This is a genomic window from Tenacibaculum aiptasiae (assembly GCF_965221665.1).
GTDB lineage: Bacteria > Bacteroidota > Bacteroidia > Flavobacteriales > Flavobacteriaceae > Polaribacter > Polaribacter aiptasiae.
In genome coordinates, this window is sequence record NZ_CBDCSN010000002.1 from 743,146 (window position 1) to 762,787 (window position 19,642).

Here is a 19,642-nt window from a genome sequence, read left to right on the forward strand (position 1 = left end):
TTACAACAGTTTAGTTATTTTACTACTCATAGGTTTTGTTATAGAATAAAACACATCTATCAACCTACCTTCTTCATCTACAAGGTATTTTTGAAAATTCCATTTTACTGAAGAATTCATTTTTCCGTTTTTAGACTTTTGTGTAAGCCATTGATAAATTGGATGTTGATTTTCTCCTTTTACTTCTATTTTTTCTGTCATAGGAAAATCGACTCCATAATTTAACCTACAAAATGATTGTATTTCTGTTTGTGTACCTGGTTCTTGAGCGCCAAATTGATTACATGGTAATCCTATAACCACTAGTTTATCTTTATACTTTGTATACAACTCTTGCAATCCATCATATTGATTTGTAAACCCACATTTAGAAGCTACATTAACAAACAATATCTTTTTTCCTTTGTATTGCTTTAAATTCAAATCATCTCCTGATATTCCTTCTATTTTTAGCGTATACAAAGATTCTTTAGGTTCTTTTGTTTGTGCATTTCCTAAAAAACTAAATAGTGTCATAAGTATTGTTATTTTTAATAATTTCATTTACCTGATGGTTATTTTTTCTATTTCTAGATTGAATGATTCATTCTTTTTATTTCCTATAAGTATTGCCATTTCCTTTAACTGATCTCCAGAAAAATTCGCTAAATCTAATGTATATCCTCTAAATGACGGATAAAAGTCTGCTAAAGGTAATTCTATTTCTTGGTTTTCGGTAGTAGTTTTAAACTTATGCACATACCAAAAACGTTGACTTCTACTTGCTTTCAACCTTAACTGATATTCTTTACCATCACCTTTTAAATTTAGCACAATTTTTGATTTTTTACCATCTAAATTGATAGCTAAAGGTAATCTAGTCATTGCAAATCCACCGTTATTTTCTGTCGACACTTCTCCTGAAAAAACTGCTTTACCTTCTTTGTTTACCTCCATTGATGATTTCGATAATCCTCCCATAACCACATCGTTTGTGATATACCATTTTTGAGAATTTTGTGCTTTATCAAAAACCACAATTTCGTCACTAACAAAGAAAAAAACACTTATTAATATTAACCACTTCATTTTTTCTTATTTTAAATTTTTACACTTACTATTCCTGCATCTATCGGAATTATTTGTCCAGTTATTCCTGCTGTTTTATTCGATAGTAAAAAGCAAGCTAAATCTGCCACCTCCGTTGGTTCTAATATTTTCTTCAACGGATGCCTTTCTTTCATTATTTCTTGTTGCTTTTCATTCCTTAACAATCTTGCCGCTAAAGTTGTATCGGTTATTGTAGGTGCTATTGCATTAAAGCGAATTTTTGTAGCATATTCTGCCGCTAAGGACTTTGTTAATCCTTCTATTGCCGATTTACTACATGCAACACTAGCATGAAAAGGCATTCCTAATTTTGACGCTACTGTGCTAAAAAAAACTACACTACTGTTATTTTTAGACAATACGTCTTCATAAGCTTTTATGGTTTTTATTGCCCCTTTTACATTGATATTAAAATCATTTTGAAAATCATCAAGAGTTAAGCGTTTAAATGGTTTTAAATTGATGCTTCCAGGGCAATAAACTAAACCATGTATTTCTTCCAATACAGGTAACTCATCTGTTGTAATATCACATTCATAGTTTATAATATTGGAATGTGTTTCTGTAGAAGTTCTACTTATATTAATAATTTTTGTAGTCTCTTTTAAACTATCTACTATTGCTTTTCCAATACCCTTACTTCCTCCTACTACTACAATTGTTTTCATAACCTACCTTTTAATCTTTTTTCTACCTTTTGTTTAATTAATGTTAGGCGTTTCATGATATCCATCAAGCTTTTATCTTTCGTTTTTTTATAGATTTCATTTATTGATAAAATGATTTCTTTCGCTTTTCTTGATGCTAAAATTTTATCATTTCTAGTTCTTAACTTCTTATGATTTTTTTCAAAATCTAATGCTTCTTGAATTAAATTTACTGTACTCATTTTAAATAATTTTGAAGTTCAACAATTTTCTTTGATGTATTAAAACTACCTCCATAAAAACAGGTTACTGTTTCTGAAGAATCGTCTTTTACTCCTCTTGATGAGACACATAGATGTTTTGCTTCTATAATAACCGCTACATCTTCTGTTTCTAGTATTTCTTGTAAATCTCTTGCTATTTGGTTAGTAAGCCGTTCTTGTACTTGAGGTCTTTTAGCATAATATTGCACGATTCTATTTAGTTTAGAAAGCCCTATTACCTTCCCTGATGAAATATAAGCTACATGTGCTTTTCCCATTATGGGTACAAAATGATGCTCACAATTTGAATAAAAACTAATATTCTTCTCAACCAACATTTGGTTATATTGATACTTGTTATCAAATAACGCTATCTTAGGTTTGTTAGCTGGATTTAGTCCTGAAAAAATCTCTTCAATATACATTTTAGCAACTCTTTTGGGAGTTCCTTTTAAAGAATCGTCAGACAAATCTAATCCCATAGTTTCCATTATTTCCTTGAACAAACCTGCTATTTTTTCCTTCTTTTCTTCATTAGAAATCAAAAAAGCATCTGGCACCATTGGTGTTTCTATTCCTAAGTATAAATGATCATCACCTATTTCTTCAACACTCAATCCTGTAAAATTGCTTTTAGTAGGGATATTCAACAAAGTTTCTTGGTGTTTCATAAAGTTTAATTTTAATTTCTAAATCGTTACGAAGTACGCTTCGCAACTTATTGTAAATTACTATTGCTATGTTTTCTACCGTAGGATTCAACTTTTTAAATTCTTCTACTTCTATGTTTAAATTCTTATGATCAAACGGCTCTAATATTTCTTCTTTTATATGCTTAGATAACTTTTTTGTATCTATTACATAACCTGTATCCTCATCAATTTCTCCAATTATTGTTACTTCCAATTCATAATTATGCCCATGGAAATTCGGATTATTACACTTTCCGAAAACTTCTTTATTTTTTTCTAAAGTCCAATTTGGGTTATGCAGTCTATGTGCTGCATTAAAATGTTCTTTTCTTGTAATTCCTAGTTTATGTTTTAACATAATTATCGTTTCGAAACCTTATTATTACTAATATTCCTTTGCCTACTACATTTAAACCTTCCTTTTATAAAGGTTCTTTTAAGTTCATGCTTTGTTTTTCTTCCTTGAACTCTCTTTCTCCATAATCTAAAACTTGATGGTTTAAGTTGTTGTCTCATTAAAACAATCACTTCTTGTTCTTTTAAACCAAATTGATATTGAATTGCATCAAATGTGGTTCTATCTTCCCAAGCCATCTCTATTATTCTATCTAACATTCTTTCATTCATAAAAAATGATTTTGTGTTTTTACTCCCTTCAAATTCATCATTTTATCTATAAACTTTTTATTTTCTTTAAATTTTATGTCCTTACGAAACCTTATAAAACTATTGTCTGAGTGAATACTAAAAAATGTATCATTAAACACTACTAACTTATAGTAAGGCACTACCAAACAAAACCTTCTCATTTGCTTTGTTATATAAACTATTACTCCATTAGGTCTTAACTCTATGCTACCGTAGTCTAATTCATTCACTTTGGTTAATATTTTTTGGAGATTAGTACTTACTTCCTCTACAATCATTCTTCCCGAACCTACTCCTCTTAACTTTAGCGACTGGATAAAACTCATAGGTTTTCCTACTAATGAATTGATTTCTGCCAAATCATCTTTATCCGCGTATGTTATATTGAACAGCATATTATTTAATTATGTGTTTGTTTATAATTCTTAAGCTTTCTCTTATTACGTCTGGATCTTTTTTTAATCCCCAGATAATATCCGATGCTTTTTTTCTTGATGCCTCTACATCTACTATTGGCTTTGGATAATCTTTTCCTAAACTAAAACCGTAAAGTTTTTGCTCCAATTCGGTCATTTTAAAAGGTTGATGTTTGAACATTAATGGTAAATCTGCTAACTCCGGCACCCATTTACTTATAAATATGGCATCTGGATCATGTTCTAATCCGTTTTTTATTGGATTATAAATTCTAATAGTATTGATACCTGTTTCACCTGCCTGCATTTGCAGTTGAGGAAAATGAATTCCCGGTTCGAAGTCTAAAAATAACTTTGATAAATATTTAGATGCTTCTTGCCATGGCTGCCATAAATTATGTGTAAAAAAGGACACCAACATTGCTCGCATTCTAAAATTTAAATACCCCGTAGTTATTAAACAACGCATACAAGCATCTATAAAAGGGATTCCTGTTTTACCTTCTTTCCAACCTTTTACATATTTTTCTGTTACATCTTTTTTTAATTTTCGAAATCCTTTATTTATACTTTCTCTTTCCATGACACACTCCATTTCAAACTTTTGTATAAAATGTGCTTGCCATCGCAATCGAGAAGCGAATGCATCTAAAGCTCTTTTATTTTGCACTTTTGGTCTTATTGTTTTTACTTGTTGAAAAACTTCTCTTACTGAAAGATTTCCCCACGCTATATATGGCGATAATCGACTACAACTTTCCCTTGCTTCATTAGGCTTTGATATATGTCTTGCATAATTTTTATAACGATTATTGAAAAAGCTATGCATATATTTTATGCCAGTAACTCTACCTCCTACTTGAAAATTGCTCTTTTCCGTACTTAAGTCTACTTCTTTTAAGTTTTTTGTTAAAAGGTCAATTTCTTCACTTCTTATAAAATCTGCATTTGTTGGTGTAAAAGAAAAGGTTTCTTTTTCCATATATGACTCCCAATCTTCTTTCCAATGCTCTCTATTTTTTCTACCTCGAAATACTCCATTATGGATATTCTCTTTCCATTCTATCAAATTGTTTACACAAAATCTTTTAAATGACTTATCTCTATTGTAGGTTTTTAAAATTCCTGTTTCTAAATGCGAATAAACTTCTGTAATATTTTTTTGTGATTTTAAATACCTAAAAAAAGGAATCACATCCGATTTCACTGATAGAACTCTTGTATTGTATTTCAACAATTCAGAGTTAAGATCTCTTATCGATTCTTTAATAAAGTTCCAATGTCTTTCTGAATAATGCTCATCACTCAAAAGACTATTTTCAAAAAGATAAACAAATAGCACTTTTTTATCAGAATTAAGAGCATTATAAACTGCTTCGTTATCTTGTAAACGAAGGTCTCTCTTAAACCAAACTACTACTATTTTCTCTTTATTATCCAATATTTAAACTCTTTAATTTTTATTTTGTTTAAGATAACTAAAAAACTCTTAAACAAAAAATTAACACTCAAAAAAATATACCTATTTAGATAGATGATTTATTAAACCTCTAAAAATAAAACCATGAAAAGGCAGTACTAAAAACCAATACATTCTACCTAATATTCCTTTAGGTCTAAATACCGCTCTTTGATATAATTTATTCTTCACTATTTTATACTCTAGCCAAGCTTCTCCTGGTAATTTCATTTCTGCAAAAAGCAACAATCTTTTATTCTGTTGATCCGCTAATAATACTCTCCAAAAATCAAGTGCATCGCCAGGTTCTAGTTCTGTAGGATGTCTGCGACCTCTTCTTAACCCCACTCCTCCAAAAACCTTATCAATATAACCTCTAATCTTCCATAAAGTATTAAATCTATACCAGCCCGTTTTTCCTCCTATGCTCCAAATTTTATGTAATGTTTCTGGCTCATCTTTAACATACCTACTCCTAACATCTTTAAAGCATCCAAAATGAGGCAACTCGATATAGTCGCTATATTCTTTTTTAAAAACACCACTTATTTTTGCATCTTTCCAACTAGAAATCATTGAATTTTGGGCTATTTTCTCAAAAGCTCTATCAACTGCTTCTTTATAAGTAATTGGTTTTACATTTATTATTTCATTTATATTACTTTCTCTCCCAATCACTTCTACTTTCATACTATCTACCAAAGTCTTAGCTAAATTAAACGAAGTTGAAGTAACAAAATATAACCAATATGATGATAATTTGGGAGTTAACACTGGTAAGGTAATAATGATACGCTTTAACTTTCTTACTTCTGCAAACTGCAACAGCATTTCCTTATACGTTAACACTTCAGGCCCAAAAATATCGTATGACTTATTATACACTTTTTCATTAAAAAGCGATTTTGTTAAATATGATAACACATCTCTTATTGCTATAGGTTGTGTTTTTGTATGTAACCATCTTGGAGCGACCATTATAGGAAGTTTCTCTACCAAATCTCTTATAATTTCAAAAGAAGCACTTCCACTTCCAACTACTATACCCGCTCTAAACGTGGTTAAACCATATTCTTTACTACTTAATATTTGTTCTACTTTGTATCTTGACTGCAAGTGCTTTGAAAGCGAATTGTCATTTACTATTCCGCTTAAATATATGACCTGCTTACATGTTGTTTTTTCTACCAAATCTTTAAAGTTTTTAGCACATGTTTCTTCTAAACTTTCAAAATCGTCACTACTGGTAGACATTGAATGTATTAAATAATATGCTGCATCTATATCTTTTGGTAATTGATTTTCAGGCTTTAGAAAATCTATTTCAACAAAATCTATTTCTTTTTTAGTTTTTAGCTCTAAAGGAATTCTATTTAAATCTCTCACACAGCACACAAGAGTATGCCCTTCTTGAAGAAGGATTGGAATTATTCTCTTACCAACATATCCTGTTGTGCCTGTGATTAATATTTTCATTTATTTTGGTCTTTGATATGACAATCTTTTAAACTCTTTTGCTACCATATAAGTATCCAACCCATTAATTGCTGCTACATTTTCTTTAGAAAGATTTAAAAAACCATCTTCCGATAACATAGTATCTTCAAAATATAAATCGGTTACCTCTCCCAATACTAAAACTGTATCATTAGCTTTTATGTGGTATTCTTCTAGGTATTTCATTCCTAATTGCAAAGGGGATTCTGCCACAAAAGGTGCATCAAAATTATTTTTATACTCGGAGGTTAAATTAGTTTTATCAAATTCTGATATTTCTGCCGAATATTTTGCTGATGTATGATGCGCTTCTTCTATCATACCTTCACTTATTGCATTAATTGTATAAATCCCTGTTTCTTTAATATTGTTATAGGTATTTCTGACTACTGTAGTTGGACGCAAGACAAATCCTAAAATAGGTGGATTTGAACCATAATGAACTACTGAACTAAATACCGCAACATTGGTTATCCCTTCTTGGGATTTAGTCCCTATTAAATTTGCCGATTTGTACCCTGATATACTATTCATTAGGTTTATCTTGTACAAATGCGGAAACGCTTCTATTTCTTTTCTTGTAATATGCATTACAGGTTTTTATAATTATTTATTTTGATTTTTTTTGATTTTAAATCGTGCATCAAATTATACAATCCGAAAAAGGTTCGATTTATATAAATAAAATGCTTGGAGCCTCTATTTCCATTCATCTTTTTTAACTCGGTATTTTTAGCATACTTTTGTCCTAAGTCTGCTATTCTTCCGAAAAACTCATCGTCTGAAAAATCAAATTCTTCTTTTTGAAAAGGCTGTGTAAATAAAGATAACATTTCATGAAAAAGCCCTTTAAAAAATTGTTTCTCTTCTTTTGTATCGTCTTTTCTTAAGATTTCAAGTTCGTATAATTTACTCTCAAAAAAAGCTGGATTTTCTATATTCTCTTTTTTTGCTAATTCAAAATAAGGAACGTAAAAATCTTCAGGCACCGACTTCATACAACCAAAATCAATAACAATTAATTCGTTTTTTGGAGACACCAAGAAATTTCCTGGATGTGGATCAGCATGAACTTTCTTTAAAACATGCATTTGATACATGTAAAAATCCCATAAGGCTTGTCCTAATTTATTAGCTTTCTTCTCATCAAGATTTTGCTCTGTAAACTCTGATAAATGAATACCATCCATCCAATCCATTGTAAGAATTCTCTCTGACGAATATTCTTGATAATAGGCTGGAAACTTCAAATTAGGAATCTTAGCGCATGCATTCGCTACTTCATTACTTTGCTTTAACTCTAAGACATAATTTGTTTCCTCAAGTAGCTTATTTTCTACCTCTTTAAAATATTCATCAGAACCCTCTCCTTTTATATTGAACATTTTCATAGCCATTGGCTTTACTAATGCTAAATCTGATGAAATACTATTTGCAATACCAGGATATTGAATTTTTACTGCTAGCTTTTTATCTTTAACTGTCGCCTTATGAACCTGACCTATACTTGCTGCATTTACTGATTCATTTGTAAATGTATCAAAAACCTCTTCTGGAGTTTTCTTAAAATATTTTTTAAATGTTTTTATAACTAAGGGGCCAGATAATGGTGGTACTGAAAACTGCGATAATGAAAATTTTTCTACGTAAGCATTTGGGAGTAAATTTTTCTCCATACTTAACATTTGAGCCACTTTTAATGCAGAGCCTTTTAATTCCTTTAACCCGTCGTAAATATCTTCTGCATTGTCTTTATTTAATTGGTCTCTAGCTTCTTCCTCTGTTTGTGTTAACTTATTCCCATAATACTTGGCATAATTAACTCCAACTTTTAGCCCTGTTGTTACCAACTTTGTAGCTCTTTCTATTTTTGAAACGGGGATTTTATTTAGTGTTTTCATACCATGGGCATTTTTTCTTTCCACAAAAACTTAGCTAAATCAATCACACTTTTTACTGGTGCTATTTGCTGTATATCGAAACTTGCTTTTACTGATTTTTCTATAAAAACATCTGTTTTTTCAAAATTTGGTGATTCATCATCTATCCAAAACTTGAGAATCATTAATAATTGAATCCAATAACTTTCAGCAATTGTTTTATCCTGAACCTTGTTAATTTTATCATTTTTAAAATCAATCTTTTCAAGAGATATTCCATCTATAAAATTGATAAACTCTTTTCTTAATTCCTTTAAAACTGAAAGCTTATTAAAATCTAACTTATTATTTTTTAACTGAAGTAAAACATAAGATCTATTTGCGGTTAACAACTCAAAAAAAGTAAAATAAAAACTTAATAGTTTTTCTTTCGATCCATAATCTTGATAGGCTTCTGTTTTATGAAGCATATGAATTGTTTCTTTAGCAAACGTTTTAAAAATTTGCTTCTCTAAACTTTCAAAACTTGAAAAAAACTTATAGAAATCTCCTTCTTCAAAATTGTTATTCTTTGCAAACTCAAAAATAGAATGTGGTTTTCCAGATATTAGAACTGAGTTCATATACCATTCTATAATTATTTCTGGTGTTATTTTTTTCTTTCTACTCATAATTTCTAATTATTAAATACTACATAAGCGTTTAAACTTGTAGCGATTGTCATCCAAACTAAATATGGCAATATTAATAGTGTATAAAGTTTCATTTTTCTACAATACTCAACAGTAAAATACCCTATTAACAGCCATAATGCGGTTATTATAATTAACCCTAAAACTGTATAATGCTGATTGAAGAAGAAGTAATTCCACATAACATTCAAAATCCATTGAACCATGTATAAGTATGCAATAAGAAACCCTCCTTTAGTTAGTTTAAATCTGAAGCTTAAGTTGGTCATATAAAATGAAAAGCAAAACATAATAAAAAACCAGGCTGCTCCAAAAACCCAGTTTGCTGGCGTCCAAGGCGCCTTATTTAACGATTTGTACCAATCTGTTTGGGGGCCATTATTCATTAACCATACCCCAACGATTAATGCCAAAAAGTTTAAACTTAAAAAAATTAAAAAACGGATAACTTTACTAATTCCCATAGACTTTTGTTTTAAAATGATTAAATATTAACTGTATTGAAAACAATAAGTTAAATGCATAAAACACATCTTCAAGGGGAATCGTAAATAATCGAACATTAATATTTTCTGAATTGTTATACCAAACTACTGGACTCTCTATAAAACTTCCTGTTAAAATTCCATTTACAATAAAAAAAGGAACTAAAATTATCAGAAAACTTGGAAAATATTCTTGTAACGCAATTAAATGCTTTTTTAAACTATAAAGCATTAATGATAAAAATAATAAAAAATTTACTACCGTGTAAGTTTTATCTAAATTAAAAATCAATAACCAAAAAACAATTATTATCGCTACCACACTTATGATAATAGCCTGTGTTCTAGATAATTTTAAATTTGGTTGATAAATCCTTAACATCTCATGCGTAAATAAACACGCATAAGGTATGCAGATAAAAAACATCCATTCTTCTATTGGCATTTGCAGTATTTTTGCTCCTAAAAAATAGGTTTTGTTAAATCCCCAAACACCATAATTTGTAAAAATTGCATCCCAAACTAAAAAAGGGATCGCAACTATAACTATACTGAGAAAAACAATTTTTGCGTACTTAATAAAGTGTATCTCTTTTTCAAAAATACTATAGAGTAAAGGTATACTTATACTTCCTAAATTTAATATTAAATACAAGTAACTGCTCATTGTCTTTTCTTAAAATATTTAAATGGCACGAATAACATACCAAAGCACTCTCCTTCTTCTTTACCTAAATGCTTGTGATGTATCTTATGTGCTTTTCTTAAACCTCTTAAATATCTATTCTTTGTATTCTTAAACCAACTAAATCTTCTATGAATTAATACATCATGTATTAAAAAGTAAGCTATTCCATACAACAAAATACCCAAACCAATGAAAAACAGATAATTTAGCTCTGGTCTAATTCCAAAGTAAAATAGTAGCATACTTGGTATTGCAAAAACCACAAAAAAGGCATCGTTTTTCTCAAACACATGTGGATAACCTGGTTGATGATGATCCTCATGCAAAAACCATCCAAAACCGTGCATTACATATTTGTGAGTACACCATGTAACACCTTCCATTATTATAAAAGTTAGTATTGTGACAGTTGCAAATATCATTTTAGATTAGTTTTAATTTATATTTCACATAACTTCTAGCCAATAAATTAATTTTCATTGGATTAGAAATTCTTATTCTAGTATCCATAATTTTAGATGATGGAGTAGCTTTCAATTTCTTTAAAAGCTTTTTGTAATATCTGTATGCTATAAAAACTCCAAACTTAGCTTCTACTGGTAGCTTTAAGATACCATTTTTAAAAGCGTAATCAAAATCTTCCTCTATTTCTTTAATTATCATTTCTTTTGAAGCATCATTTAGTTTTTCTAAATTAACATTTGGAAAATATGATCTATTCAATACTTCATAATCATCTTTTAAATCTCTTAAAAAATTAACTTTTTGAAATGCTGAACCTAAACGCATTGCTGCGTCTTTTAATTCATTATATCGTTTTTCATTTCCATTAACAAAAACTTTCAAACACATTAACCCTACAACATCTGCAGAACCATAAATGTATTCTTTATACTCTTCTTCTGTTGTATATTCTGTCTTATACAAATCTGCCCTCATACTTTTCAAAAAAGCTCCTACCAAATTATCTGGGATATTATAGGTATTAACTGTATGTATGAATGAGTTCAAAATAGGATTTAGACTAATACCTTCCTTTTTTGACAAGTAATAATCTTTTTCAAATTTTGTTAAAAGCTCTTCCTTGTCGTACTCATGAAAAGAATCTACAATTTCATCTGCAAAGCGGACAAATCCATAAATATTATAAATAGCTACTCTTACTTTTGGCGCTAACATTCTGGTAGCTAACGAAAATGACGTGCTATATTTTTGTGTAACTAATTTACTACACGAATACGAAACCTCATCAAATAGTTTTTTCATTTTGGTGGTTTTTAATGATTAAATCTGAAGCTATTTTTCCTGAAATTAATGAAGGGGGAACACCGGGTCCGGGAACCGTTAATTGTCCTGTAAAAAATAAGTTCTTAACTTTTTTACTTTTTATTTTAGGTCTTAAAAATGCTGTTTGGGTTAAAATATTTGCTAAACCATAGGCATTTCCTTTGTACGAATTATAATCTTCAATAAAGTCGTTAACACAATAACTTTCTTTAAAAATTACTGAATCCTTTAACGATTGTTTTGTTAACTTTTCTAATCTTTCAATTATAATGTTAAAGTATTTTTCTCTTAAAGCAGGCGTATCTTCTATCCCTGGGGCTAAAGGAATTAGAAAAGTAGCTGCTTCTTTATTAGTTGGAGCAAAAGAACCATCGGTTATCGAGGGGAAACTTGCATAAAACAGTGGTTCTTTTGGCCAACTCGGTTGATCATAAATTGTTTTGGCATGTTCATCAAAATCTGTATCAAAAAACAATGTGTGATGACATACATTTTTCAGCTTTTCACTAAAGCCAACATAAAATAATAAAGATGATGGGGCAAAAACTTTCTTTTCCCAATACTTTTCAGAATACTGTCTATATTCTTTAGGCAAAAGTGTTTCTGTATGATGGTAATCTGCACCACTTAATACTACATCAGCGTCTATAAAATTACCATTTGCTATCAATCCATTTGCATCTCCTAATGGATTTACACAAATTTCTTCAACAATAGCTTCAGTTTTGAAATGTACTCCTAACGAAACCGCCAAAGAAACCATTGCCTCTATAACTTTATACATTCCTTCAACAGGATGCCAAGTACCTAGGGAGAAATCGGCATAATTCATAAAGTTATAAAAGGCTGGTGTATTACTTGGTTTTGCACCCAAGAATAAGACTGGGAACTCTAATATTTGGATTAATTTTTTACTTTTTATTTTTTTTCTTACCTGTTTTCTAATTGTTGAAAAAAACTGTGTAATTTTTCCAATTGTTACCGGCGTTATTAGTTCTAATGGGGATATACCTGGCTTATAAACTAAATCATTTATAGACACATTGTAATTATATTCTGCCGACTTTAAAAAACGTTTTAGATATTTTGAACTTCCCTTCTCTTCTTTTTCAAATACCTCATAAATTTCTTCTAAATTACCGGGTATTGTAATTGAATCAAGAACATCAAAATATACTTGATAAGCTGGTGTTAATTTGTTTAACTGATAATAATCAGAAGGTTTTTTATTAAAATCGGAAAAAAATTTCTCAAAAACGTCTGGCATCCAATACCATGTTGGCCCCATATCAAATGTAAAACCATCTCTTTTATACTGCCTAGCTCTTCCACCTACTGTTGAATTCTTTTCATAAACTTCAACCTCATACCCTGCTTTAGCAAGATAACAAGATGCTGCTAACGACGAAAAACCTGAACCTATTATTGATATTTTTTTTCCCAATTTTATATATATTATAAATATAACTTAAAAACGATTAACAAAAAAACAAAACACACTCATATACAATAAGTTAACAATTAAGGTAATAATACATTATCTATAGCATGAATAACTCCATTAGTACCTTGAACATCTGTTACAGATATCACAACCGATTGACCTGATGAAGTCTCTAACTTAGCTCCACTTGACAAGTCAACAGTAACTTTACCTCCACTAAACATAGTTATCTCCTGGTTGTCTGTTAACTGATCAGCTTGCACATTACCTCCTGCAAAAACATGGTATTTTAAAACTGCTTCTAAGGTTGCTATTGGAATGTCCGCTAATGAATTCCATGCAGCATTACTATCTAACAATGCTTGAAAAGCACTATTTGTAGGAGCAAAAATGGTATATGGACCTGTCATTTTTAGCAAAGAAACAAAGTCTGTTGTATGTCTAGAATCTGTTAGCGCTGCTACCAAAGAAGTAAAACCACTATTATTTAAAGCCAATATTACTACATCTGGCGGCAACATAACCTTATCAACAATATGCACTACACCATTTGTTGCTGAAATATCTGTTGTCACTGGTTTTGAATCTCCATTAAATTCAACAGCTCCAGTAACCTCAACCTGTAATGACAATGGCTCATCATTTGGTCCAGTTGCCAATGTATTTACATAAGTATCCGTCAAGTCATTCTTCATAACTTTACCATTTAAAACATGAAATAGTAAAACTGTTTTTAATGTCTCTAAAGGAATATCATCCAATGAATTCCATGAATTATTCGAATCCAATAAATCCTGAAAAGCTTTATTATTAGGAGCAAAAACTGTAAAAGGCCCATCTGCCTGTAAAGCAGAAACTAAATCAGCTCTTTGTAAAGCTGCAACCAAACTACTTAAGTCAGAAGTTTTTATTGCTTTTTGTACAATATCATCATTATCAATAATTATTGGATCATCATCACTACAGGATGTAAACAAACAAATACTTAGAAATAAAACTAAGAAGAAGGGTATCCTCGATAAACTTTTTGTAAATAACATAATTATATTGTTTAATTAGCGCTTACTCTCTTTATTTTACAGTCTGTTTTTTAGCCTCCTCAGACTTTGTTTAATCTTTTCTTAAAAAACATAAACAAAATTAATTTTAGTAAAAAAATAGTTTTGACTAGCAAAACACATTTCAAAACTACAAATAATGTTTAACAAAAACAAAAAAAGATTAAACAAAATTAATTTTAACAAAAAAAATTAGAGTTCGCTAAGCAACTCTATTACTGATGGATAAATAGAAATATTAGACTTAAAGTCAATACCTACAACGTCCATTGCTTTTTTTCCTACAGCCATTAATTCATGATCAGTACCTTTTAACACATCTTCTATTTCATAAAAATAACCCACTACTTTATCATCATAAGGACGCACAGTCATAGAAGTAACAAAACAAATTTTAGATTTGCTTTCAAAAAAGTAGTTCAAATTATTCAACGGTAAGCTTTGACCTAAATAAATTGTTTGATATCCTCTTAACACAAGCTCATAATTCAAATACATCAATCCTAATTCATGAACTTCATTTTCCGGTAAAAAAAGCACATAAGTTTTATCAGTGTTCACTATTGAATGCTCAAGGTTCTCAATGTTTATCTGTATTTTCTGAATAATTAAATTTGAAATGAAATGCTCATGAGCTGGCAGCAGAGTATCTGTTTGCCAAAGCAACCCTATATGATTTAAAAAAGGAACAAAGACATCTTTGAATATACTTCTAAATGTTTTTTTATGTAGTAATTTATTATATGTATTATTAAATAAAACTTTATCAAATTGAAACATCGCTATCTTAAAAGAATTGATAGCTTCATCATTTACAGCATACTTAAACGCCAACTCCCTAGCGTTAACTTTTATTTGATCATTACTCATCTGAGCAATTTTAGAAATCTTAAAATTGTGTTTATTCAACAACACTACATTTAACAACTTCATTAAGCTCTCAGAAGAATAATATCTAATATTTGTATTAGTTCTGTTAGGCTCTAATAAATTATATCTTTTTTCCCATATCCTAATGGTATGTGCCTTCACCCCTGAGATATTTTCAAGGTCTTTAATCGTAAATATGCTTTTTATATTGTTCAACTTATTTCAAATAATAATAAACAAATATAGTCAATTTTAAATAAAACAAGTAAATTGATTAATTTTTAAAATAACAATAATTATTTTTGACTTGTATAAATAGCTCTCTTTTTATGATATTATCAACTCAGATACCTATTAAAAAAAATCTCCTAAACTCAATCAGTTACAATTCTGAAATTACTTTAATTGGTTCTTGCTTTACAGAGAATATTGGTAAAAAACTTACTTATTACAAATTTAGAGCTATTCAAAATCCATTTGGTATTTTATTTCACCCAAAAGCAATTGAAAACCTAATTACAAACGCTATCAATGAAAAGAAATATTCTGAAAAAGATATCTTTTTTCACAACGAAAGATGGCATTGTTTTGATGCCCATTCTAACTTAAGCTCCACCAACAAGGATGACTTATTAGATAGCTTAAATAACAATACCCTACTAACTCTTGAACACTTAAAAAACTCATCGCATTTAATTATAACACTAGGTACAGCTTGGATATACAGACATATTTCTTCTGATAAAATTGTAGCAAACTGCCATAAAATTCCTCAGAAAAAGTTTTTAAAAGAAATCCTTTCTATTGATGAAATTCATGAAAGTTTAGACGCCATAAATACTCTTATTAAATCTATAAATAAAGACATCTCTATAACCTATACCGTTTCGCCAGTTCGTCATTTAAAAGATGGATTTATTGAAAACCAACGTAGCAAAGCTCATTTAATTTCTGCTATCCATCAAATAACTGACAACAGAAAAAACATTGACTACTTCCCTTCTTATGAAATTATGATGGATGAATTACGTGACTATAGATTTTATAAACAAGACATGATACACCCCAATGAAACAGCTATAAATTATATATGGGAAAAATTCAGTAGTGTATTTTTTAATGAAGTAACCCAAAAAACAATACAGGAAATTGAGAGTATTCAAAAAGGTTTAGCTCACAAACCTTTTAACCCTAAATCTGAAGCTCACCTTAAATTCTTAAATAATTTGGAACAAAAAAAGGAAACACTTCAAAAAGCATTTCCTTTTATAAAATTTTAAATTCGGTATTTATTTAACCAAATACTGATCTACATTTTGCCAAGGACCTCCATTAATTACGTCAATTCCATGACCTTGTAAAAACTGTGTAGCTTGTCCACTTCTTCCTCCACTTTTACACACAGCTATCACTGGTTTATTCCAAGATTTAATTTCTTCAACATTTAAAGGTACTACTGTTAAAACTATATGCTTCGCTCCTTCAGAGTGTCCTTCATTCCATTCTGCTAAAGTTCTAACATCTAAAACTACTGCCCCTTTATTTAAATATTCTTGTATTTCGTTTGTCATATCTTTCTTCCTAAAAAAATTTAATAACCCCATTTGTTTTTTAATTCTTACGACAACAAATGTAGTCCGTTTTCTATTAAAGTACTGTAACTCTTGTTACTTTTTAATTTTTCTAAATAATCTCTCAACTCTTCCTTTACCAAATACTCCTTATCTAAAGCTAATTCATACAACTCTAAAACCAACAACCAATCTTGAGAAAACTCAGTCTTTAAAACGTTAAAAATTGAAATTATTTTATCTTCAGTTACTTTCTTTTTTTCTCTAATTTCCCTTACCTCTTCATATAAACTATAAAGTTTCTTCTGCAAATCACTGTAGATTATTTTATCCGTTTTGGTTTCAGAAACTTTCCCTATATCTTCAAAAGAATCAACATCTGCCGGTCCAGAATAAGCTGAAACCAACTCTTTCCCTATTGCCATATCATAAATTCCCCATTCTGGTCTGAATAAGACTTGATCTTGATAAGTTACTGTACAATCTTTTAAAGATATTATCAATATTTTCCCTCTTAAATCGCGAGTTCCAGTAATTGCTCTTCCTTTTACAACCACACCACTCTCGAATTCTAAAGTCATTTCTTCACCTTCATATATTCCATACGCTTTTAAATCACGTGGACTCATATCTTCAATAGGCAAATTAATTCCTTTTAACTTCCCTACTGGACTTCCAAAACCTTCTGCATGGTAACTAATTCCATGCCCAATCAATTCCTTATCTCTGTTTGCTAAAGCTGTTGGACCTGTTGTTTGGATATAAGCTACTTTTCCTTTTTTATCTTCTATAACATTACTAAATATTCCAGAAATTTGAATTCCAGTACTCAACTCAACTGTACCTAAATTTTTAGAATCTATTAATTTTTCAACACCTTTCAATCCGCCAGTTCTCAATGCCATTGTATTGGCAAATTCATTTAACACTAGACTTAAATATGCAAAATCTGGTGTAACAAATAATTGCGGTTGTGGCTTTGTTATATCAAAACTAACATTTGCAGCTTCTATAGAATAAGGCACTTTTTTTACCTCATCTTGCATACACCATTTACTTTCTCCTATTGACGAAAGTAAACCAGCCCCATAAATTTTAGGATCATTTAATTCACCTATCAAACCATACTCTACAGTCCACCAATGTAAATTTCTTATTTGTGCCATTTCTGACATTTCTCCCATGTTATCTTGCAACCATTCTACTTTTTCTTGCGCTTCATCAATTTCTTTCTGTGTAGAATTAGGATTCTCTTTTAATATGGATAATAACCTAATTGCCTCATACATTTCATAATCTTTAGCAGAAGAAATTGCTTTTGAACCAATTTCTCCAAACCTACGTAGGTACTCAGAATATTCTGGGTTTGCAATAATTGGAGCATGTCCTGCTGCCTCATGAATAATATCTGGCGCAGGAGTGTAAGCAATATGATCTATAGTTCGCATATCTGAAGCTATCACTAGCACATTGTATGCCTGGAACTCCATAAAAGCATTTGGTGGAATAAAACCATCTACCGAAACAGCTGCCCAACCAATCTCTTTTAAAATACGATTCATTCCTTCCATTTCAGGAATATTCTCAACTGAAATACCTGTTTTCTCTAATCCATTTACATATGAAGAATGAGCTACCTTACCTAAATAATCTACATTCATTCTCATTACATAGCGCCAAACTGCTTGGTTTTGTGCCGTGTACTCTTCATAAGGCTGTCTTACTACAAATTTATGTAAATGCTTAGGTAATTTTTTCGTGATTTCGTTTAACTCAAAATGAGGCTCCATATAGTTGTTTGTTTTGCTGGGTAAATTTAAGTTTTTTCTAGTTTACAAAAAATCGACAATTGTTAAATTATATATTTTGTACCTTTACTTTTATCACAAAAAATCAAAAAAACATGAGAAATCGGGGGAGTTTAAGAATTAGACTTTTAATTGGTGCTGGTATTGCTTTATTTGCCTTAGTAAAATATTGTTCAAGTGCTGAAATCAATCCTTACACCGGAAAAAAACAACACATATCTATTTCTCCTAAACAAGAAATAGCTATTGGATTAAGTAGCGCTCCACAAATGGCACAACAACATGGAGGCTTATACCCTAGTCAGCAATATCAAGATTTAGTAGATAAAATAGGTAAAAAACTTGTTGACAACAGTATTGCTAAACAATCTGGTTATCCTTTTGACTTCCATTTACTGCGAGACGAAAGAACCATTAATGCTTTTGCCTTACCTGGCGGACAAATTTTTATCACTTTTGCTTTATTCTCTAAATTAAAAAATGAAGATCAATTAGCTGGAGTTTTAGGACATGAAATCGGTCATGTTATTGGACGTCATTCTGCTGCACGTATGGCTAAACAAGATTTAACTCAAGGTATATTATCAGGAGCTGCTGTTGGTTTTGATCCTAGTACTGCGCAAGGAATGGCTGCTATTGCAAATGTTATTAACATGAAATATGGTAGAAGTGATGAATTAGAAAGTGATGAATTAGGCGTTAAATTAATGGTAGATGCTGGCTATAACCCAGAAAGTTTAATTGGTGTTATGGAAATTTTAAAAGCTGCTGCTGGACCTAATAGAACTCCTGAGTTTCAGAGTACTCATCCAGACCCAGAAAACAGAATTGAAAAAATTAAAGAAGCTATTCGTAAATACAAGAAATAACTCTTCAAAATGCTTTTAGACTCACTAAAAGCATTTTTTGTAACATTTTTGTACAAACCAACACCCACAACATACAACCAAAAAGTAATAGCCATGAGTTTGGGAGGTGCTGTATCAGCAATGATAACCAATTTAAAAAAACAACAAAAGAAATCGTGTATCTACTTTCGAGAAAATTGAAGGCTATGAAACAGATTCTAACACAAAACTTCATTTTGATAAATCGGCTTCTCAACAACAACTTAACCAAATAAAAAACAAGATTCAAAAAAAAACCAA

24 protein-coding genes are annotated in these 19,642 nt (G+C 30.1%); 2 read left to right on the forward strand and 22 right to left on the reverse strand.

Annotated features, from left to right (window positions below; translation table 11 throughout):
- The 20 genes from ACOQN8_RS03680 to ACOQN8_RS03775 all read right to left on the reverse strand — a co-directional run bounded on the left by ACOQN8_RS03680 (position 1) and on the right by ACOQN8_RS03775 (position 15,331).
- A complete protein-coding gene (locus ACOQN8_RS03680) occupies positions 1 to 543 on the reverse strand; it encodes a glutathione peroxidase (RefSeq protein WP_370630554.1) in 543 nt (180 codons plus the stop codon).
- Positions 544 to 1,068, reverse strand: a complete 525-nt coding sequence (locus ACOQN8_RS03685) for a CIA30 family protein (RefSeq protein ID WP_420551652.1) — start codon at positions 1,066 to 1,068, stop codon at positions 544 to 546.
- Positions 1,069 to 1,079: 11 nt separating this feature from the next.
- Positions 1,080 to 1,757, reverse strand: coding sequence for an SDR family NAD(P)-dependent oxidoreductase (locus ACOQN8_RS03690; protein WP_420551653.1), 678 nt, complete (start codon positions 1,755 to 1,757; stop codon positions 1,080 to 1,082).
- Positions 1,754 to 1,978 (reverse strand): hypothetical protein, encoded by a 225-nt coding sequence (locus ACOQN8_RS03695; protein WP_150899926.1) that lies wholly within the window; start codon positions 1,976 to 1,978, stop codon positions 1,754 to 1,756. The genes ACOQN8_RS03690 and ACOQN8_RS03695 overlap by 4 nt, the downstream gene beginning before the upstream one ends.
- A complete protein-coding gene (folE, locus tag ACOQN8_RS03700) occupies positions 1,975 to 2,670 on the reverse strand; it encodes a GTP cyclohydrolase I FolE (RefSeq protein ID WP_420551654.1) in 696 nt (231 codons plus the stop codon). The genes ACOQN8_RS03695 and folE overlap by 4 nt, the downstream gene beginning before the upstream one ends.
- Positions 2,633 to 3,049: a 6-pyruvoyl trahydropterin synthase family protein gene (locus ACOQN8_RS03705; RefSeq protein WP_150899924.1), complete on the reverse strand. Its 417-nt coding sequence runs from the start codon at positions 3,047 to 3,049 to the stop codon at positions 2,633 to 2,635. The genes folE and ACOQN8_RS03705 overlap by 38 nt, the downstream gene beginning before the upstream one ends.
- Positions 3,050 to 3,051: 2 nt before the next feature.
- Positions 3,052 to 3,318, reverse strand: coding sequence for a TIGR03643 family protein (locus ACOQN8_RS03710; protein WP_150899923.1), 267 nt, complete (start codon positions 3,316 to 3,318; stop codon positions 3,052 to 3,054).
- A complete protein-coding gene (locus ACOQN8_RS03715; protein WP_420551655.1) occupies positions 3,315 to 3,734 on the reverse strand; it encodes a hypothetical protein in 420 nt (139 codons plus the stop codon). Before ACOQN8_RS03715 ends, ACOQN8_RS03710 begins: the two co-directional genes overlap by 4 nt.
- Before the next feature lies 1 nt (position 3,735).
- Positions 3,736 to 5,196 carry a cryptochrome/deoxyribodipyrimidine photo-lyase family protein gene (locus ACOQN8_RS03720; protein ID WP_420551656.1) on the reverse strand — a complete coding sequence of 487 codons (1,461 nt, stop codon included), beginning with the start codon at positions 5,194 to 5,196 and terminating at the stop codon, positions 3,736 to 3,738.
- Between the two features lie 81 nt (positions 5,197 to 5,277).
- Entirely contained in the window at positions 5,278 to 6,690 is a 1,413-nt protein-coding gene (locus ACOQN8_RS03725; protein ID WP_420551657.1) for an SDR family oxidoreductase, read from the reverse strand.
- The gene (locus ACOQN8_RS03730; RefSeq protein ID WP_420551658.1) at positions 6,691 to 7,245 is read right to left on the reverse strand and encodes a flavin reductase family protein; all 555 of its coding nucleotides are present in this window, start codon (positions 7,243 to 7,245) and stop codon (positions 6,691 to 6,693) included.
- Positions 7,246 to 7,301: 56 nt separating this feature from the next.
- Complete coding sequence (locus ACOQN8_RS03735; protein ID WP_420551659.1) at positions 7,302 to 8,612, reverse strand: ABC1 kinase family protein; 1,311 nt, start codon at positions 8,610 to 8,612, stop codon at positions 7,302 to 7,304.
- A complete protein-coding gene (locus ACOQN8_RS03740; RefSeq protein ID WP_272151583.1) occupies positions 8,609 to 9,262 on the reverse strand; it encodes a TetR family transcriptional regulator C-terminal domain-containing protein in 654 nt (217 codons plus the stop codon). Before ACOQN8_RS03740 ends, ACOQN8_RS03735 begins: the two co-directional genes overlap by 4 nt.
- 5 nt (positions 9,263 to 9,267) lie before the next feature.
- Positions 9,268 to 9,747, reverse strand: coding sequence for a TspO/MBR family protein (locus ACOQN8_RS03745; protein ID WP_150899916.1), 480 nt, complete (start codon positions 9,745 to 9,747; stop codon positions 9,268 to 9,270).
- Entirely contained in the window at positions 9,737 to 10,435 is a 699-nt protein-coding gene (locus tag ACOQN8_RS03750; protein ID WP_420551660.1) for a lycopene cyclase domain-containing protein, read from the reverse strand. Before ACOQN8_RS03750 ends, ACOQN8_RS03745 begins: the two co-directional genes overlap by 11 nt.
- Positions 10,432 to 10,878 (reverse strand): sterol desaturase family protein, encoded by a 447-nt coding sequence (locus ACOQN8_RS03755; protein ID WP_420551661.1) that lies wholly within the window; start codon positions 10,876 to 10,878, stop codon positions 10,432 to 10,434. Before ACOQN8_RS03755 ends, ACOQN8_RS03750 begins: the two co-directional genes overlap by 4 nt.
- Before the next feature lies 1 nt (position 10,879).
- On the reverse strand, positions 10,880 to 11,722 hold the full coding sequence (locus ACOQN8_RS03760) for a phytoene/squalene synthase family protein (RefSeq protein WP_420551662.1): 843 nt from the start codon (positions 11,720 to 11,722) through the stop codon (positions 10,880 to 10,882).
- The gene (locus tag ACOQN8_RS03765) at positions 11,706 to 13,187 is read right to left on the reverse strand and encodes a phytoene desaturase family protein (RefSeq protein WP_420551663.1); all 1,482 of its coding nucleotides are present in this window, start codon (positions 13,185 to 13,187) and stop codon (positions 11,706 to 11,708) included. The genes ACOQN8_RS03760 and ACOQN8_RS03765 overlap by 17 nt, the downstream gene beginning before the upstream one ends.
- Before the next feature lie 77 nt (positions 13,188 to 13,264).
- Entirely contained in the window at positions 13,265 to 14,227 is a 963-nt protein-coding gene (locus ACOQN8_RS03770; protein WP_420551664.1) for a fasciclin domain-containing protein, read from the reverse strand.
- A 210-nt stretch (positions 14,228 to 14,437) separates the two neighbouring features.
- Complete coding sequence (locus tag ACOQN8_RS03775) at positions 14,438 to 15,331, reverse strand: MerR family transcriptional regulator (RefSeq protein WP_420551665.1); 894 nt, start codon at positions 15,329 to 15,331, stop codon at positions 14,438 to 14,440.
- Positions 15,332 to 15,444: 113 nt separating this feature from the next.
- Between ACOQN8_RS03775 and ACOQN8_RS03780 the strand changes: the two genes are divergently transcribed.
- A complete protein-coding gene (locus ACOQN8_RS03780; RefSeq protein ID WP_420551666.1) occupies positions 15,445 to 16,395 on the forward strand; it encodes a GSCFA domain-containing protein in 951 nt (316 codons plus the stop codon).
- A 9-nt stretch (positions 16,396 to 16,404) separates the two neighbouring features.
- On the opposite strand, the gene ACOQN8_RS03785 is transcribed toward ACOQN8_RS03780, so the two are convergent.
- Together ACOQN8_RS03785 and ACOQN8_RS03790 are read right to left on the reverse strand one after the other, a co-directional pair.
- On the reverse strand, positions 16,405 to 16,686 hold the full coding sequence (locus ACOQN8_RS03785) for a rhodanese-like domain-containing protein (RefSeq protein WP_235273588.1): 282 nt from the start codon (positions 16,684 to 16,686) through the stop codon (positions 16,405 to 16,407).
- 47 nt (positions 16,687 to 16,733) lie between these two features.
- Positions 16,734 to 18,476 (reverse strand): aromatic amino acid hydroxylase, encoded by a 1,743-nt coding sequence (locus ACOQN8_RS03790; protein WP_420551667.1) that lies wholly within the window; start codon positions 18,474 to 18,476, stop codon positions 16,734 to 16,736.
- A 113-nt stretch (positions 18,477 to 18,589) separates the two neighbouring features.
- On the opposite strand from ACOQN8_RS03790, the gene ACOQN8_RS03795 reads away from it, so the two are divergent.
- Positions 18,590 to 19,363: a M48 family metalloprotease gene (locus tag ACOQN8_RS03795; RefSeq protein WP_420551668.1), complete on the forward strand. Its 774-nt coding sequence runs from the start codon at positions 18,590 to 18,592 to the stop codon at positions 19,361 to 19,363.
- The last annotated feature ends 279 nt before the right edge of the window (positions 19,364 to 19,642 follow it).

Coding starts and splice junctions, on each gene's coding strand:
- ACOQN8_RS03740 (WP_272151583.1), bottom strand. CDS start 9,262: ATGAGTAGAAAGAAAAAAATAACACCAGAAATAATTATAGAATGGTAT.
- ACOQN8_RS03790 (WP_420551667.1), bottom strand. CDS start 18,476: ATGGAGCCTCATTTTGAGTTAAACGAAATCACGAAAAAATTACCTAAG.
- ACOQN8_RS03690 (WP_420551653.1), bottom strand. CDS start 1,757: ATGAAAACAATTGTAGTAGTAGGAGGAAGTAAGGGTATTGGAAAAGCA.
- ACOQN8_RS03685 (WP_420551652.1), bottom strand. CDS start 1,068: ATGAAGTGGTTAATATTAATAAGTGTTTTTTTCTTTGTTAGTGACGAA.
- ACOQN8_RS03750 (WP_420551660.1), bottom strand. CDS start 10,435: ATGAGCAGTTACTTGTATTTAATATTAAATTTAGGAAGTATAAGTATA.
- ACOQN8_RS03760 (WP_420551662.1), bottom strand. CDS start 11,722: ATGAAAAAACTATTTGATGAGGTTTCGTATTCGTGTAGTAAATTAGTT.
- ACOQN8_RS03770 (WP_420551664.1), bottom strand. CDS start 14,227: ATGTTATTTACAAAAAGTTTATCGAGGATACCCTTCTTCTTAGTTTTA.
- ACOQN8_RS03785 (WP_235273588.1), bottom strand. CDS start 16,686: ATGACAAACGAAATACAAGAATATTTAAATAAAGGGGCAGTAGTTTTA.
- ACOQN8_RS03695 (WP_150899926.1), bottom strand. CDS start 1,978: ATGAGTACAGTAAATTTAATTCAAGAAGCATTAGATTTTGAAAAAAAT.
- ACOQN8_RS03705 (WP_150899924.1), bottom strand. CDS start 3,049: ATGTTAAAACATAAACTAGGAATTACAAGAAAAGAACATTTTAATGCA.
- ACOQN8_RS03680 (WP_370630554.1), bottom strand. CDS start 543: ATGAAATTATTAAAAATAACAATACTTATGACACTATTTAGTTTTTTA.
- ACOQN8_RS03710 (WP_150899923.1), bottom strand. CDS start 3,318: ATGAATGAAAGAATGTTAGATAGAATAATAGAGATGGCTTGGGAAGAT.
- ACOQN8_RS03780 (WP_420551666.1), top strand. CDS start 15,445: ATGATATTATCAACTCAGATACCTATTAAAAAAAATCTCCTAAACTCA.
- folE (WP_420551654.1), bottom strand. CDS start 2,670: ATGAAACACCAAGAAACTTTGTTGAATATCCCTACTAAAAGCAATTTT.
- ACOQN8_RS03795 (WP_420551668.1), top strand. CDS start 18,590: ATGAGAAATCGGGGGAGTTTAAGAATTAGACTTTTAATTGGTGCTGGT.
- ACOQN8_RS03755 (WP_420551661.1), bottom strand. CDS start 10,878: ATGATATTTGCAACTGTCACAATACTAACTTTTATAATAATGGAAGGT.
- ACOQN8_RS03725 (WP_420551657.1), bottom strand. CDS start 6,690: ATGAAAATATTAATCACAGGCACAACAGGATATGTTGGTAAGAGAATA.
- ACOQN8_RS03745 (WP_150899916.1), bottom strand. CDS start 9,747: ATGGGAATTAGTAAAGTTATCCGTTTTTTAATTTTTTTAAGTTTAAAC.
- ACOQN8_RS03735 (WP_420551659.1), bottom strand. CDS start 8,612: ATGAAAACACTAAATAAAATCCCCGTTTCAAAAATAGAAAGAGCTACA.
- ACOQN8_RS03730 (WP_420551658.1), bottom strand. CDS start 7,245: ATGAATAGTATATCAGGGTACAAATCGGCAAATTTAATAGGGACTAAA.
- ACOQN8_RS03715 (WP_420551655.1), bottom strand. CDS start 3,734: ATGCTGTTCAATATAACATACGCGGATAAAGATGATTTGGCAGAAATC.